This window comes from Wolbachia endosymbiont (group A) of Melitta haemorrhoidalis (genome assembly GCF_964273365.1).
Lineage (GTDB): Bacteria > Pseudomonadota > Alphaproteobacteria > Rickettsiales > Anaplasmataceae > Wolbachia > Wolbachia pipientis.
This window is the reverse complement of record NZ_OZ187004.1, coordinates 1,158,319-1,174,668: the sequence shown is the minus strand read 5'-3', so window position 1 is coordinate 1,174,668 and position 16,350 is coordinate 1,158,319. Positions and strand designations below refer to the sequence as shown.

General features: G+C 36.4%; 10 protein-coding genes and 1 tRNA gene. 5 read left to right on the top strand and 6 right to left on the bottom strand.

The genetic code is table 11. The features are described from left to right. The first annotated feature begins 306 nt into the window (after positions 1 to 306). Entirely contained in the window at positions 307 to 1,416 is a 1,110-nt protein-coding gene (locus ACICPZ_RS05960) for an ankyrin repeat domain-containing protein (protein WP_264373843.1), read from the top strand. Between the two features lie 9 nt (positions 1,417 to 1,425). On the opposite strand, the gene secA is transcribed toward ACICPZ_RS05960, so the two are convergent. Next, positions 1,426 to 4,086 carry a preprotein translocase subunit SecA gene (secA, locus tag ACICPZ_RS05955; protein ID WP_244663065.1) on the bottom strand — a complete coding sequence of 887 codons (2,661 nt, stop codon included), beginning with the start codon at positions 4,084 to 4,086 and terminating at the stop codon, positions 1,426 to 1,428. A 249-nt stretch (positions 4,087 to 4,335) separates the two neighbouring features. On the opposite strand from secA, the gene ACICPZ_RS05950 reads away from it, so the two are divergent. Further along, positions 4,336 to 8,193, top strand: a complete 3,858-nt coding sequence (locus ACICPZ_RS05950; protein WP_264706335.1) for a tetratricopeptide repeat protein — start codon at positions 4,336 to 4,338, stop codon at positions 8,191 to 8,193. Between the two features lie 38 nt (positions 8,194 to 8,231). Here the strand turns inward: ACICPZ_RS05950 and odhB are convergent, their stop codons facing one another. Then, entirely contained in the window at positions 8,232 to 9,404 is a 1,173-nt protein-coding gene (odhB, locus tag ACICPZ_RS05945) for a 2-oxoglutarate dehydrogenase complex dihydrolipoyllysine-residue succinyltransferase (RefSeq protein WP_264373841.1), read from the bottom strand. Positions 9,405 to 10,359: 955 nt separating this feature from the next. Here odhB and hemC point away from each other — a divergent pair. The 3 genes from hemC to ACICPZ_RS05930 all read left to right on the top strand — a co-directional run bounded on the left by hemC (position 10,360) and on the right by ACICPZ_RS05930 (position 12,404). Further along, the gene (gene hemC / locus ACICPZ_RS05940) at positions 10,360 to 11,238 is read left to right on the top strand and encodes a hydroxymethylbilane synthase (RefSeq protein ID WP_264374251.1); all 879 of its coding nucleotides are present in this window, start codon (positions 10,360 to 10,362) and stop codon (positions 11,236 to 11,238) included. After that, positions 11,229 to 12,116, top strand: a complete 888-nt coding sequence (gene murB / locus ACICPZ_RS05935) for a UDP-N-acetylmuramate dehydrogenase (RefSeq protein ID WP_253303484.1) — start codon at positions 11,229 to 11,231, stop codon at positions 12,114 to 12,116. Before hemC ends, murB begins: the two co-directional genes overlap by 10 nt. Positions 12,117 to 12,212: 96 nt before the next feature. Beyond that, complete coding sequence (locus ACICPZ_RS05930) at positions 12,213 to 12,404, top strand: hypothetical protein (RefSeq protein ID WP_070356842.1); 192 nt, start codon at positions 12,213 to 12,215, stop codon at positions 12,402 to 12,404. A 114-nt stretch (positions 12,405 to 12,518) separates the two neighbouring features. On the opposite strand, the gene ACICPZ_RS05925 is transcribed toward ACICPZ_RS05930, so the two are convergent. The 4 genes from ACICPZ_RS05925 to ACICPZ_RS05910 form a co-directional block, all read right to left on the bottom strand. Continuing rightward, complete coding sequence (locus ACICPZ_RS05925; RefSeq protein WP_213862864.1) at positions 12,519 to 13,439, bottom strand: Rpn family recombination-promoting nuclease/putative transposase; 921 nt, start codon at positions 13,437 to 13,439, stop codon at positions 12,519 to 12,521. A gap of 307 nt (positions 13,440 to 13,746) precedes the next feature. Continuing rightward, complete coding sequence (gene glmS, locus ACICPZ_RS05920; RefSeq protein ID WP_264374049.1) at positions 13,747 to 15,567, bottom strand: glutamine--fructose-6-phosphate transaminase (isomerizing); 1,821 nt, start codon at positions 15,565 to 15,567, stop codon at positions 13,747 to 13,749. Between the two features lie 80 nt (positions 15,568 to 15,647). Then, entirely contained in the window at positions 15,648 to 16,019 is a 372-nt protein-coding gene (gene yajC, locus ACICPZ_RS05915) for a preprotein translocase subunit YajC (RefSeq protein WP_010081840.1), read from the bottom strand. Between the two features lie 137 nt (positions 16,020 to 16,156). Beyond that, a tRNA-Asp gene (locus ACICPZ_RS05910) sits at positions 16,157 to 16,233 on the bottom strand. Between the last annotated feature and the right edge of the window lie 117 nt (positions 16,234 to 16,350).

The window sequence follows — 16,350 nt, the reverse complement described above, 5'->3', positions numbered from 1 at the left end:
CGTATCCGTTCAGGCAATGGCGTCAACTTAAGAGCCTTCATTAGCAAACTCTCCTAAAGACATGATGGCGTTTGCTACCTTATTGCGGCTGCCCTGGTCGAATTTTAACTTTATAGCTAACCCAAGAAAGGTTTCCCTACATCATACCGCCGCGGCGCTAACGAGTAGCGGAATGACGAATTTGTTGTTTTTCAAATTGTAGGTAAACCTAAAGCTATAGAAAAAAAGAAGAACCAGTTTCTTAGTTCTTCATTGACATAATCCACTCCATATGCCATAATAAAATTTTATATCTTGGAGAAGGAAATGACATTAAGGTTAATACTACAAGAAGTCAACAGTAGTCCAGACCTGAGTGCAGAAAATGTAGTTGAGAAAATCAAAGATGAACTACAGCAGAAGCTTCCAGATATCTACAGTGAGTGGGAAAGTAACCAGTTTGATATAAATCACACATTTGAAGTACTTAATTGTGGTTTATTACTTATAGCAGCTAAAAATGGTTGTGGAAAAGTAGTAAAACACCTAATAAAAAGCGGGGCTAATGTTAATGTACAAGATGTATGGAAAAAAACCTCTTTACATTATTCTGCTCAGTATGGGTATACGCAAGTAGTAGAAGTTTTGCTAGAAGAGGGAGCAGACGTTAATGCACAAGATGAAGATAAAGAGATTCCTTTACATGTAGCTGCTGGCAAAAGAGATATAGAAATAGTGCAAATGTTATTGGAGAAAGTGGCAAATGTTAATCTACAGGATAAATCTGGAGGAACTGCTTTGCACTATGCTACATGTAATGCTAACATATGTACTCCTATGAAGGATGATAGTGCAGCAAAGATAGCGGGACTTTTATTACAAAGAGGAGTAGATGTTAATATAAAAGACGAGGATGGAAAAACTCCTTTGCATTATGCTATTGGTTATGAACTTATACAAACAATAGAAATGCTATTAAAAAAAGGTGCAGATGCTAATATAAAAGACAAGGATGGAAGGGCACCTTTATACTATGCTACTCTTAATTATAGTTACCGTAATATAAGGTTAGGAGGAAAACTGCTACTAGATTGTGACACAACTTTACTAGGTAATTTTTATGAACCTTACAAACCTAGTCCAAGGATGGCAAAACTCCTGCTAAATTATGGTGCAAATCCATCATGCATCCATAGACCTAAAGCTATAACAGCAGGAATTACTGTGGGTGTTATATCTGCTGTTGTAGTTCCACTAGTACTTGCCTATGCCACTGCATTACCTGCACTAGCAATAATTGGAATGACTGTAGCATCTGTACTGATAGTTGGTGGTATTACCTATGGAGTTGCATATAAGTCATCAGAGCATTCATTAAACAGTAAGCTAAGTGAGGTTAGCTGCAGTAATGTTGATGGAAATAAACAAACTGTATAACCATAATTATTAGTTCACCACAGTAACCGCACCATGGCAGTGTTTGTATTTCTTTCCGGAGTTGCAAGGACATTTGTCATTTCTTGAGACTTTGGGAAGTCTGCTATTTCTAGCAGAATGTAACCTATTGCCTATCTCTTGGTTGTCTGCCAACTTAAAGTGTGCTAAGCGGTGAATGGTGAGTTCCTTCCATTTTTCAAGCATTGACTCAAACATCAAGAAAGCTTCGCGTTTAAATTCATTCAGTGGATCTTTCTGCCCCATAGCACGTAAGCTTATGCTTTGTCTTAGGCTCTCTAGAACTGAAAGGTGTTCCCTCCATAAATGATCAAGTGTCATTATCATCATTTGCTTCACGATCGTATTCCACAAATCTGTAGTGTGCTGACTGTTGAAATATTTTTCTTTCTCAGTAAAAAATTCTTGTATCTTATCATTTATATAATTCAAAGCTTCTTGTTTATTCAAAAACTTTGCCAAGTCTTCTTTATCAAGCGTTATTCCATACCTTGTATGGAATTCTTTGGCTATATCTTCAACATAATCTTCGTAATAGCCACTTTGGATTATACCTTCTACTACGCTCTCATTTACTTCGCTATACACTTCAAATATATCATTAATTTCGTTGCCTAAGATATTGTTTCTCTGCTTAAAAATAACTTTACGTTGGTTATTGATTACGTCATCAAACTTAAGTAGAGATTTCCGCACGTCATAGTTTCTAGCTTCAACTTTCTTTTGCGCTTTCTCGAGTGCCTTATTGATCCATGGATGATGAATAGCTTCGTTATTCTTTAACCCTACTTTTTGTAAAAAGCTTCTCATTCTATCAGAGCCAAATATTCTCATTAGGTCATCTTCGAGCGATAAAAAGAACTTAGAAAGTCCAGGATCCCCCTGACGACCAGAACGGCCGCGTAATTGATCATCTATTCTCCTGCTTTCATGTCTTTCGGTTCCAACCACACATAAACCACCAGCTTTTATAGCAATTTCCTTATCTTTTTTTACTCTTTCAACTATTTCTTGGTATTTTTTTTCTCTTTCATCAGCATTTTTTATCTTCTTTAGCTCCACCTTTGCAATCATTTCAGCATTTCCACCAAGCTGAATATCAGTTCCACGTCCTGCCATGTTAGTTGCTATAGTGATACTACCTGGCACTCCAGCTTGCGCTATTATGTACGCCTCTTGTTCATGATAACGAGCATTTAATACTGAATGCTTAAGAGAATGGCTTTGCAAAAGCGCAGAAAGCTTCTCAGAGTTTTCGATGCTCACCGTGCCAACAAGGACCGGTTGAAGGCGTTTGTAGCATTCTTCTATAAACTTCAACACAGCATTAAATTTTTCCTTTTCTGTACCGTAAATTTCATCATCAATATCAACTCTTTTTACAGGTACATTGGTTGGAATTTTTACTACATTTAATCTGTATATATCACGAAACTCTTCTGCCTCTGTTGCTGCTGTTCCCGTCATTCCGGAAAGTTTATTGTACATACGAAAGTAATTCTGAAATGTGACCGATGCTAAAGTTTGGTTTTCATGCTGAATTTCAAGATTCTCCTTCGCTTCAAGTGCCTGATGAAGACCATCGGAATATCTTCTGCCCTCCATCATACGCCCAGTAAATTCATCAATAATCACTACCTTGCCATCCTTTACTATATAATCTTTATCAGCAGTAAACAGCTTATATGCACGTAATGCTTGGTCTATATAATGAGTCATTATCATGCTGTCAGTATCATAGAGCGAGGAATTTTCAGGAATGAGATTGTATGACCTTAGTAGTTCCTCCACTCGTGAAATACCATCTTCAGTCAAGAATACCGTTCTACCTTTTTCATCTACTTCATAATCGGAGTCAACTAATTTGGTTACTATTTTATTGATATGCTTATATATCTGATTGTTTTCCTCAACCGGGCCAGAAATAATAAGCGGAGTGCGAGCTTCATCAATGAGTATTGAGTCCACTTCATCAACTATTCCGTAGTGAAAGCCTCTCTGAACCATGTCTTCTTGAGAAAATTTCATATTGTCTCGCAGGTAATCAAAGGCAAGCTCGTTATTTGTGGAATACACGATATCTGCACTGTAAGCCTCTTTCCTCTCTTCGTCTGTCAAGTTATTCGTAATAAACGCAACAGAAACCCCAAGAGAATTATATAATTTGCTCATCCACTCTGTGTCTCGTTTTGCAAGATAGTCGTTAACAGTTACGACATGTACGCCTTTCCCTTCTAAGGAATTTAGATATGCTGCTAAAGTTGCAACGAGTGTCTTTCCCTCTCCTGTTTTCATTTCTGATATCATGCCATTGTGGAGCACCATTCCACCAATCAGTTGAACATCAAAGTGCCTCATGTTAAGAAATCTTCGAGAGGCTTCACGCACAACTGCAAATGCAGGTACGAGAAGATCATTTAACGTTTTCCCATTTTTCAATTCTCGATTGAATTCTTCAGTTTTACCAGCAAGCTCCTCATCAGATAAGCTCTGCATTTCTGTTTCTAATGCATTTATTTGCTGAACAATTTTCCTAAAGGATTTTATTATCTTCTTGTTTGTTGATCCAAATATCTTTCTTATAAAAAAGAATGACAACGTAAAAATGAAAAATATAAGAATGGCTGTCAAAATTAGCGGAGAATCTAGCATAAACTTAAGTAAAGTCTTATTTAATATGAGATTATATTACTAAATGCAGCCTACAGCAATTACATATTAGATTTGGGGAGTCTTTGGAAAGTCTTTTTTAAATCAAGAATTAAGAGTTTGCCAGGCAATTCCTACCCTCGAAGGCCTTTCTATCAACACATAAAGACTCTATTGCATTATTTTAGGTGTTTGGTAATCTTTAATTCTAGATCAAACAAATTTATAGCAGCCTGTATGAGGTAACTAGTTATGCACGGTAATATCTACCAGCTAAAGGTATTGATGCTATTTTTGCATCGAGGAGTGCTCTATCAGCACTCTTTTCGCTTAGGTACAGAAATAGAAGAGGCCAGAAAATTCGATGATTTAGTATTTGAATGTACCCAAGGTAGTAAGAAAGTATACCGTTTTTTGCAGGCTAAACACACACAAGATGAAGATAACAAGAAAATTGGAGTAGGGAACTTACTTACAAAAGATAAAAGTGGTGAGTTTGGATTAGCAAAGTATTTTGTTTCTTACCTAAAGATCAAAAATAATCAAGATTTTGCAGATGGTAACCTGAAAGATTTTATTATCTGTACTAATATCGATTTTGATCTGGATCAAAGCACAGCACGAAACACAGTGAAGAAGTTGAGGGTAAAAACTTTAGGACCAAACGAGGAAATAGAAATTTTAGTTGAAGTAATCGACACTAGTGATGTCTTTTTTAAAGATGGTGGCACTAGATATAAGTTCTCTTATATTCACAATAACATGATTTCAGTAGTGCAACCAGCATTTGAAAGTGCTGTAGAAGAAGCGATGGAAGAATTAGAAGAGGAGATAAAAAAACTCCAAAACAAGCCAGATCAGAACTCAAAAAGGAAATTGGAAAGAAATCAGACGTGGCAACGTGAATTTGGACGAATGATGAATGAAGGTAGGTTGGAAGACAATATAAAAGAATTTTTTGATAAGTTAGTATTTGCAGTAAATCAGCCCAATGAAATAAAACTAGCGGATATTATCAAAAGTGAGCTAGGCGAGCAATTTAATGATATTGATAGACAGAATGTTTACGCTCGCTTCCAAGAAAAAATGCTAGATTGGTTGAAAGAAAAAGGGAGACGTTTTCTTACACATGAAGACGGAAGAGAATTCTTTCGCAAGATGAAAGAAGAAATCTTAGGAGGCTTTCGATTTGAGGTGAGAAATCCAGTAGGATCGTTCACTGGAAGGACAGAAGAATTACGAGAACTACACAAATTAATACAAAAAAGTCAAGGTGTAGCCACAGTAATATCGCAACTGGTTTCTATTAGTGGGTTGGGAGGAATAGGTAAGACTGAGCTGGCCAAAAAATATATTGAAGAACACAGTAAAGATTATGACAACAATATTATATGGATAAAAGCTGAAACCCATGAAACCATGGTGCAGTCTTTTCTCAGGTTAGCTAGAGATCCTTTAGGCATTCCTACAGAAGATAGGGATATTGAATCTATTGTAAGAGACATATACGCTTTTTTCGCCAAGAGAAAAAGTCTCTTTGTTTTCGATAATGCGGAAGAATATAGAAGTGAAGGTCAAGATGCTGGTATTAGTCAATTCTTACCGTCCCACTTTTTATCATCTGATGATAATAAACCTAGTGTTTTGATTACCTCTCGTAATCAGAAATGGGGAGATATAAAATCATTAACATTGGGTGCATTTACTGAACCAGAATCAATAGACTTTATTAGAAAAGCATTAGGTATAAAAGATGGGTCACAAGAAAATGAAATAAAGAATTTGGCAGAAACATTACAGCATTTTCCTTTAGCTTTGCAGCAGGCAGTTGCATACATAAAAGAAAGGGATATAGCATTAAAGAATGTAGGCTTGAAGTTTGAAATTAGTGATTATTTAAAGAGATACAAAGAGGAAGCAGAAAAATTACTTGATTTTAAGTTTCCTAAAGACAGCGACAATAGCTACACCAAGACAACTTTTATAACCTGGAGAATTACTATTGATAAAATCAAAGATAACCCAGAGTATGGTCAGCAAGCCAAAGAAATCTTGGATATCATTGCCTATATTGCTCCTGACAACATTCCTGCAAAAATGTTTTTAGGGGTAGAACGCAATGAAGAAAAGTTAGGTGATGCTATCCAACTACTTAAGCAATATTCAATGATCAACTCAGGAGAAGAGCAAAATTTAGTCAATATTCACAGGTTAGTACAGCAAGTAATAAGGATAGAGTTAGAAAAACAAGGCAAAAACAAAGTTGTGAAAAAGACTTTTGAATTACTAAAAGAAAGCTTCCCTGACGACAGTGATAAATTAGAAGATTATGCTAAGAAGCGACAATTATTGCCGCACTTAGAAGCGTTTTTATCACATATAGATAATTGGCTAGCAAAAAATCCTTCAGAAAAACAAACAATAGAAAAGGATTATCTTGTGTATTTGTTAATATGGATGAACGATGGATACCATGACTTGGGTAATCCCAGAAGACAAAAGGAGCTGCTTGAACAGGCTTTATCTATCTTTAAGAAATATTATGGGCCTTATAATTTTCAAGTTGCTATAGCGCTGGCAAATCTAGGTATCGCTTATGGGGATCTGGGTAATCATAGGAGACAAAAGGAGTTACTTAAACAGGCTTTACCTATTCTTGAGAAACATTATGGCTCTGACCATTTCCAGGTTGCTATTATACTGACAAACCTAAGCAACGCTTATGGGGGTCTGGGTAACCCTCAGAAAGCAAAAGAGTTACTTGAACGGGCTCTAGCAATTCAAGAGGAACATTATGGGCCTGATCATTCCCAAGTTGCTGTTATATTGACAAACCTCGGTATCATTTATGGGAATTTAGGTAACTATGAAGAAAAAAAGGAGTTGCTTGAACGGGCTTTAGCAATTCAAGAGAAACATTATGAGCCTGATCATTCCCAAGTTGCTAGCACATTAGTAGGTCTAGGTACCTCTTATAGAGCTTTAGGTGATTCTCAGAAAGCAAAAGAGTTACTTGGACGGGCTTTAGCAATTCAAGAAAAACATTATGGCTCTGATCATTTTCAAATTGCCATTGCATTGATAAACCTCGGTATTGTTTACGGTACCTCAGGTGATCCTCAGAAACAAAGGGAGTTGCTTGAACAGGCTTTACCTATTCTTGAGAAACACTATGGCTCTGATCATTTTCAAGTTGCCATTGCACTGACAAATCTAGGTAATGCTTATGGGGATTCAGGTAATCCTAGTAGGCAAAAGGAGTTGCTTGAACAGGCTTTACCTATTCTTGAAGAATACTATGGTTCTGATCATTTTCAGGTTGCCATTGCATTGGCCAATCTAGGTGATGCCTATGGGAATTTAGGTAATTCTCGGAAAGCAAAAGAGTTGCTTGAACGGGCTTTAGCAATTCAAGAAAAACATTATGGACCTGATCATTTCGAAGTTGCTAGAACATTAGTGAGCTTCGGTACCACTTATAGGACTTTAGGTGATCCTCAGAAAGCAAAAGAGTTACTTAAACAGGCTTTAGCAATTCAAGAGAAACATTATGGCTCCGATCATTTCCAAGTTGCTATCACATTGACAAATCTAAGTAACGCTCATGGAGATTTAGGCAATCTTCAGAAAGCAAAAGAGTTGCTTGAACGGGCTTTAGCAATTCAAGAGAAACATTATGAGCCTAACCATTTTACAGTTGCTATAATACTAAAAAACCTAGGCGGAACTTATGGAGACTTAGGTGATTCTCAAAAAGCTAAAGAGTTGTTTGAACGGGCTTTACCTATTTTTGAGAAACATTACGGTCCTGATCATCTTGAAGTTGCTAAACTATTGGCAAACCTAAGTATCACCTATGGGGATTTAGATGATCCTCAGAAAGCAAAAGAGTTGTTCGAACGGGCTTTACCTATTTTTGAGAAACATTACGGCCCTGATCACCCTGAAGTTGCCAAACTACTGGCAGACTTATGTGACGTTTATGGTGCTCTAGGTGACCACAAGAAACAAAAGGAATTGTTTGAACGGGCTTCATCCATCTTTAAGAAACATTATGGCCCTGATCATCCGGAAGTTGTGAAACTATTGGCAGAACTAGATGATATTTAGGTTTTTAGCAATACTAGACTAACAACAACTCATTTGAGCTACACTTCCAAAACTAACCTGTTTGGATCTTCTATATAATTTTTTATTTTAATGAGGAAAGTTACTGCTCCTTTGCCATCAACTATTCTGTGGTCGTAAGAGAGGGCAATGTACATCATAGGTCTAATCTCAATTGAGTTGCCCATGGCAACTGGCCTGTTTTGTATTGAATGCATTCCAAGTATTCCAGATTGCGGAGGGTTTATTATCGGAGTGGAAAGAAGTGAACCGTATACTCCACCGTTTGAGATGGTAAATGTTGCACCTTCCATTTCTGATACTTGTAATTTACCCTCACGAGCTTTTTTGCCAAGAGCAACTAAAGTCAACTCAATTTCTGCAAATGACATCTGATCGGCACCCCGAATAACTGGTACAACAAGACCTTTATCGGTGCCAACAGCAACACCTACGTCATAGTAATGTTTATATATGATTTCATCGCCTGAGATTTCAGCGTTAATTTCAGCAATTTCTTTCAATGCTTGCACCGCTGCCTTTATAAAAAACGACATAAAACCAAGTTTTATTCCATATTTTTTTTCAAAGGCGTCCTTATATTTTGCTCTTAGATCCATTACATTTTTCATGTCGATTTCATTGAATGTGGTCAGTATCGCAGCAGTATTTTGTGACGCCTTCAAACGAGCGGCAATTACTTGCCTTATTTTACTCATTTTTACTCGTTCCTCTCTTTGCTCTCCACTCACTACACTTTTTGGCAATTCGTATTGTTTTATTGCAGGCTGTTCTGTTTTGTTTATATGGCCTATTACATCTGCTTTTGTTATTCTGCCTCCCATGCCAGTTCCTTTGACACTTTCTGCATTAATTGCATTTTCCTCCATAATTTTACGAGCTGATGGAGCATCTTTTTTGGCAGAACTTTCGCTTTTATCTTCTTTTTTTGCTTCCTCTTTTACTTCTCCCACGGAAAGCTTCGCTAACAATTGATCAGGACTTATTACATCATCTTCTTTTATAAGAAATTCAGTTATTTGCCCCGAAGCTTCTGCAGTTAATTCGAGTGCTGTTTTGTCAGTTTCAATTTCAAAGATCAAGTCATCTACTTTTACTGCTTCTCCAATACCCTTCTTTATTTTTACTATACCTTCTGTAACTGATTCACCACCAAGAGTTTTTGGTGCTCTGATTTCTATAATTTTGCTCATAAAACAACTTCCGTATAAAACTTTCTATAGATTTATACATGAAAAGAGACATGTAATAAACTAATAAATTCATTGAGGCTCTTATCATTTAGAAGTGACAAACGGATAACATATTCCCAAATGTCATTCCAGCACGTGACGCTAGGCCATAAAAATTCCTTGACAAGCTTTGCCATCCCCCCTATCATGAAACTGAAGCTATTTATTTATCTTCGCAATCTGTGCAGGTTAATGACAAAAAACTTAGGGTATTTGGCGTCTCATGTTTAATTTTTCGCACTACGTGCATCGCATGTCTTTAAAAATTTCTGGGTTTTTACCTATATAAGCCGAAACGCGCTTACAAAGCGTTTAAGACAGCAAAAAACGTCAAATTGACAAGGGAGAATTTGAATGCTAGCTACTACGGGGTTTCTTTGCCTTTTTTCCTGCTTAGTAAATTTCTTAAACACTTGCGATGTAGGTTAGTTGCAAGTTAAAAGCAGCTAAATCGCTCTTAATCAAGCGTTTTAGAATAAAAAAAACGCCGATATTTTAGTACATAGTAAATAGCCAACCACCACGGGGCTTCTTTTGCCTTTTTTTTCGCTTGGTAAATTTTTTAATATTTATAGCTAAACGACAACCGTCATCCCGCTGCTTGTTAGCGGGATCTAGAGATACCGCGAATGAATCGCGGTATGACGGTTAAATAATTCGTCATCCCGCTACGTGTTAGCGGGATCTAGAGATACCGTGACGGTATGACGGTTCGCGGTGGTATGACGATAAGGTTTATACCTTGTCATGCAAGTACTAGAATCCAGTAAGCTTATTTATGCATATAAAAGGTTATTATTTTGTAAAGTCAAAGTTGCTTTTGGTTTTAAGTTAAAGTACAATAAATGCAAAGGTTTATATAAACTGGATCCAAGTAGTTAGCTACTTGAATGACATCAGACAAACAATCGTACACATGCTAGTCAAAATAGGTACCAGAGGAAGCAAGCTTGCGGTTGCCCAGGCTTTGGAAGCAAAACAAAAGTTGCTGGATTCTTTTCCTAACTTATCTATTGAAATTGTTAAAATAAAAACTTCTGGAGATAAGTATGCAAACGCAAATCTTGCTGAAATAGGAGGCAAAGGATTATTCATTAAAGAAATTGAGACTGAATTGCTCGAAAATAATATAGACATGGCAGTTCATTCGCTAAAAGATATGCCTGCGTTTTTCTCAGGGGGTTTAACAATTCCTTGTGTTTTAGAAAGGCTAAGTTCATGCGATGCGTTTATTTCTCATAAACACAATAGCCTTGAGTCTTTGCCACAGCAGGCTACTATTGCCACTTCTTCAATAAGAAGAAAAGTTCAGTTGTTAAATATTAGACCAGATCTAAATATAATATCGCTACGTGGAAATGTAACAACCAGATTGCAAAATCAAAGTTTTGATGGAATAATTCTAGCTGAAGCAGGACTCATAAGATTAGAAAAACATCACTTGATTACAGAGGTATTGCCACCAAAAGTTATGTTAAGTGCAGTGGGGCAGGGGGCGGTTTGTATTCAATGTAGAAGGAATGATGTAAAAATTATCGATCTTTTAGAGAAAATTAATAATAATATGTCTTTTATAGGAGTGAAATCAGAGCGCAGTTTTATGAAGACAGTGAATGGTTCATGTTTTACACCACTTGCAGCTTTGGCTGAATATGTGAGCGAAAATATGCTACACCTTCGTTGTATGTTAGCAAGTGGAAAAAATATATACTTCACTGAGCGCACTTCATTTATAGAAGATGCGGAGAAAATGGGTATGGATGCAGGATTAGAGTTGAAATCAAAATGCTTATAAGCTTACCTAAAGTACGTGGAATCTATCGTTATGATGTCTTAATGTCTAAAGCGACGTGGTTAAATGTTGGTGGACGAGCTGATGTATTATTTAAACCATGTGATATTGAAGATTTAACATACTTGATTAAAAATACTGAACTGCCAGTTAGCGTTATTGGTGCAACATCCAACATAATAGTGCGAGATAGTGGCATTCGAGGAATAACAGTAAAATTAGGTAAGGAGTTTGCATATATTAAAAGTAAGGGTAACAACTCTATTGTAGCTGGGGGAGCTGTGCTGCTCAGCAACCTTGCTCACTTTGCGGGAAATCAGCAGATTAGTGGGTTGGAGTTTCTAGTTGGAATTCCAGGAACAGTTGGTGGCGGAATAGAAATGAATGCAGGTGCATATGGTAGTGATATCGCAAGTGTTGTACAATCCATAAAAGCAGTGAATCTAGAGGATGGAAACCTATATGAGTTCTCCAGCGAAGAAATGGGGTATTTTTACCGTGGACATAGCCTAAAAGGAAATTGGATTTTTGTTGAAGCTGAGTTTAAAGGAGTAAACTCAGAGTATGAGCTTATACTGCAAAGGTTAAAGGAAGTTATTGAGAGGAAAAATAAAAGCCAGCCAATAAGAGGAAAAACTGCTGGGTGCATATTCAAAAATCCAAAAAACTACCGAGCATGGGAGTTAATTGATAAATCTGGCTGCCTAGGGTTAAATATTGGTGGAGCTAGAATCTCTAAGAAACATTGTAACTTCTTGCTCAATTACGATAATGCAACTGCATCTGACTTGGAAAACCTTGGCAACAAAGTAAAAGATGCAGTAAAGGATAAATTTAATGTTGAACTTGAGTGGGAAATAAGGGTTTTGGGTAGCTATTAGATAGTTTTTATAGCTTATGTATATTCGTTCAGGAGAACGGCAAATAAGGTAAACAAGTAATCTAAAAAAATAATCATAGAGAAACCGTGAGGTAATGTGGTTAATCTTGTAGAACTTTGCAAGAATCTAGAGAGAAAAATAGCAAAGTTATACCAATTCTCATTATTAGTGAATCAAATAAGCGATATTGTAGAGTTATTTAATTGTGGAGTGAGAAAGAAAGGCAATAGTATGGCTTTTTTTCCATTGTTATCTATCCGTTTATTGTGCAGTGGGAATTGGTATTAGCTGAACGGACACTATTGTTATACTATATCTTATATACAATTGTGCAATATGGACAATGGCAACAAATTTACTAGCGAAATTCAGTGATTTATGATTGATAATTAAAGTTCTTAATTAGTAACCGTTCACACTTAATTCTTCAATCTCACTAATAGAAAGGCCAGTAAATTTGACAATAGTGTTGACATCAACATTGTTAGCCAGCATTGCTTTTGCGACTTCGATTTTTCCTTCGATTTTTCCTTCCTCTTTACCGATTTTGATGCCTCTTTCTTCGCCAATTTGGATGCCTTTTTCAGTAGCAAGGTCAAGTCTGTATTCAAGAATGGCTTCTTCTTTCCGTAGATCCATTATTCTTTCTTCATAAGCTACTAAATCTTTTTCATTCCAGCTAAACCTGTCTAATTCATCGTAGGCTAACTTTATTATTGGTGCTTTTTCTGCTATTTTCCTTAAGTCTTCTTCCGTAGTTTCATCTGCATATTTGAAGAAAAATAACCAACGATCCACTATGCTTTCTAGCTGTTCTTCCTTATTCTTAGGAAATTTAGGTAGTTCAATAAATACAAATTGAAAATCTTTTAAGTCATGCTCATTGGTTTTCTCATCTCTTATAGTGTGGCTGGATATATAATCAAGCTTATCAGGAAATAAATTACAATTAGAGATAGCAATAAAGAAAACCTTCTTTAAATCAATGTACTTACCAGATTTATCAGCTTGCCTTGAGTAAGCCTTAGCAGCATATAGTTGAGCTCGTTTTTCGAAGCCTTTATCGCGAGTGAGCTGCATTTCAATCACATACCTGGCCCCACTAGAATCCCTGCAAAGAACATCAACTATACTTTGCTTATCAGAGGCAATTTCAGGATCCATTATAGTACTGAGGAATTCCACTTCTTGTATAGTATTTATCTCGGTAAACCCTAAAATATCATTCAAAAAATGTATGAGAATATTCTTATTTTTTTCAGTGCCAAATATTTTTTTGAAGGTTAAATCCAGCTTAGGGTCGAGAAACTTAGATAAAGCCATAGCCAAAGTGCTTAAAAATATTAATAATTATACACTATTATTAACAATTATTCAACCATATTTTTGAAGATAGCTATGCCGCCGCGAACCGTCATACCGCCGCGGTATCTCTAGATCCCGCTAACAAGCAGCGGGATGACGAATTACTTAACCGTCATACCACCGCGAACCTTCATACCGCCGCGGTATCTCGGCATAGATTCCGCTAACAAGTAGCGGAATGACGATTGTGTATCGTGTTTTGCTAAAAATCACAGAATGCAGTCTGGTTACCTTAATTAGAAGTTTAGCTTTAACTTTAAATGGACTACTCAACCGTGACAGACTTAGCTAAATTTCTTGGACAATCTGCATCTAACCCTTTTTTTGCTGCAGTAAAGTAAGCAAGGAATTGCATAGCAACACTGTAGATGATTGGAGAGATAAAATTATCAGTGTCTGGAAGTTGCACCACATCTGCGCAAACTCCCCTTAGGAATGGCGCTCCTTGTTTATCACTGAAGGCAATTACTTTGCCTTTTCTTGCAATAATCTCTTGTATATTAGATAGCGTTTTAAAGAATAAATCATCATAAGGGATAATTGCTATAACAAGCACAGTAGAGTCTATTAAAGCAATAGAACCATGCTTCATTTCTCCCGCTGCAATACCAGTTGTATTGATATATGAAAGCTCTTTTATTTTCAATGCGCCTTCCATTGCAACTCCGTATGAACTTCCTCTGCCGATTAAAATAACGTTATTGTGTTCTAATATACTGCCCGATATATGTTGTATTTTCATCACATTCAAAACGTGCTCAACATACTCGGGAATAGAGTTAATAGCGTTGCTTAGCTGTTTTATTCTCTCTCCACCCAGTACACCTTTTATTTTTCCAAGCTCCACGGCAAAGCATGCTAAAGTTGCAAGTTGCGCAGAAAAGGTTTTTGTTGAAGCAACACCAATTTCTGGCCCAGCAAGAGTATGTAACACAATATCTGAGATCTTTTCAATGCTGCTGCTAAATGTATTAGTTATACTAATGATTGTTTGCTTCTGTGATTTTGCATAACGCAGCGCTTCTATGGTATCTGCAGTTTCACCAGATTGAGAGATAAATAACCCAATGCTGCCTTCTTCCAGCTTGACGTTGCTATACCTAAATTCTGATGAGATTTCTAGATATACTCGAACTTGAGCGACATTTTCCAGCCAATACTTTGCTATTAGCCCAGCAAAATAAGATGACCCGCATCCAACTATAGTAATGTAACTCAGCTCAGAAAACAATTTTTTGTTAGCAAATATTACCTCTTTATATTGCTTGTAAAATTGATTTATTGTTTTGTTTAATGCACGCGGTTGCTCAAAAATCTCTTTTAACATGAAGCTAGGGTAACCATTTTTGCTAATTAGAAAATCACTTGGACTACTATTTTCTATACTGCGTTTAACTTGTGTACCATTGTTGTATATACTAACTCCACTAGATTTTATCACTGCAATGTCATCATCTTCCAAATGCGATATTCTTTCCACAAATGCACTTAAAGCATTAGAGTCAGATGCAGCAAACACTGTGTTACAGTTATAGCCTATTGCTAAAGGCAAATTTCTCTTCGCAACAAATAAGGCGTCTGGATATTCTGCAAATAATAAGACCAAGGCAAATGAGCCATGTAAGTTGTTTAAACACTTAAATAGAGAATCAATTGGCGACAATCCTTCATCAAGATATAAGGTTAGCATGTTTGGTATGATCTCTGTGTCAGTGTCAGTATGGAATGACATGCCCCTTTCTTCTAGGCCCTTTTTTAGCAGATTGTAATTCTCAATTATGCCGTTATGAGCAACAACAACATTATTTGTACGAATGGGGTGAGCATTTTTAAGGCCTGGGACTCCATGTGTAGCCCAGCGAGTATGTGCTATACCAACTGTACTGTGAGACATCTTGCTGTCATCAACAACTTCACATAACCTTTCGACTTTACCTTCTGATTTTTTGACTTCTATCTTACCTTCGTTATTTATGATTGCTATACCTGAGGAATCATATCCCCTATATTCCAATTTTTGTAACCCAGTTAGTAAGGTTGGTATTACTGAATCACCGCTACTTACTACACCAAATATTCCGCACACAAATGGATCACCAAACAAACTTTTTTCTAAACATGTTAAGCATTTTTGCCTTTATTACTGGTTGATTTATATTCTTTTTATCATTCTTTCGATTTTACCTTTTTAATTGGTTTAGCTGCTACTTTTTGAGTTTCTTTGCTTAAAACCTCAGATATAGCGGACTTTAGAACTTTTATCTCAACTTTTGGTGCTATTTCTATTATAAATTGTGCATTTGCCTCATCAACTTTATTAACTTCACCTATTATTCCACCAGAAGTAATGACTGTATCACCACGTTTTATTTGATCTATCATCTTTCTATGTTCTTTTAGTTTTTTTTGTTGCGGGCGAATAATGAGAAAATAAAATACCACAAATATTAAAATCAGTGGAATAAAACTAGCAAAAGATGCGCCGATACTTGATGTATTGCTAGTTGCATCTGCTGCAAAAACTTCAGAAATGAGCATATTTAATCCTAATTGTTAATGATAAAAACAAACCTATTTAAGTATTAATTACAATACCATGCCATGTCAAGTTTGGTGAAGGCGTTTCTCAATACCGGCAATAATACTGCGAATTCTAAGTTATGCTAAAACTAATATGGCGGGAGTGATGAGACTTGAACTCACGACCTCATGCGTGACAGGCATGCGCTCTAACCAACTGAGCTACACCCCCCTAATTTCTTTTTAGCATTTTCGGGCTTCAACTTTAAAGCTAATAAACATGTTGCCCTTTGTCAATATTTTTTGTTTGCGCTTTGCTGTCTTTTCTATTACTATGTAAATAATTTAA

What these genes read in the sequence shown, in the direction of transcription:
- yajC (WP_010081840.1), bottom strand. Translation starts at nt 16,019, where the DNA reads ATGCTCATTTCTGAAGTTTTTGCAGCAGATGCAACTAGCAATACATCA.
- ACICPZ_RS05925 (WP_213862864.1), bottom strand. Translation starts at nt 13,439, where the DNA reads ATGGCTTTATCTAAGTTTCTCGACCCTAAGCTGGATTTAACCTTCAAA.
- hemC (WP_264374251.1), top strand. Translation starts at nt 10,360, where the DNA reads ATGCTAGTCAAAATAGGTACCAGAGGAAGCAAGCTTGCGGTTGCCCAG.
- secA (WP_244663065.1), bottom strand. Translation starts at nt 4,086, where the DNA reads ATGCTAGATTCTCCGCTAATTTTGACAGCCATTCTTATATTTTTCATT.
- ACICPZ_RS05950 (WP_264706335.1), top strand. Translation starts at nt 4,336, where the DNA reads ATGCACGGTAATATCTACCAGCTAAAGGTATTGATGCTATTTTTGCAT.
- murB (WP_253303484.1), top strand. Translation starts at nt 11,229, where the DNA reads ATGCTTATAAGCTTACCTAAAGTACGTGGAATCTATCGTTATGATGTC.
- ACICPZ_RS05960 (WP_264373843.1), top strand. Translation starts at nt 307, where the DNA reads ATGACATTAAGGTTAATACTACAAGAAGTCAACAGTAGTCCAGACCTG.
- odhB (WP_264373841.1), bottom strand. Translation starts at nt 9,404, where the DNA reads ATGAGCAAAATTATAGAAATCAGAGCACCAAAAACTCTTGGTGGTGAA.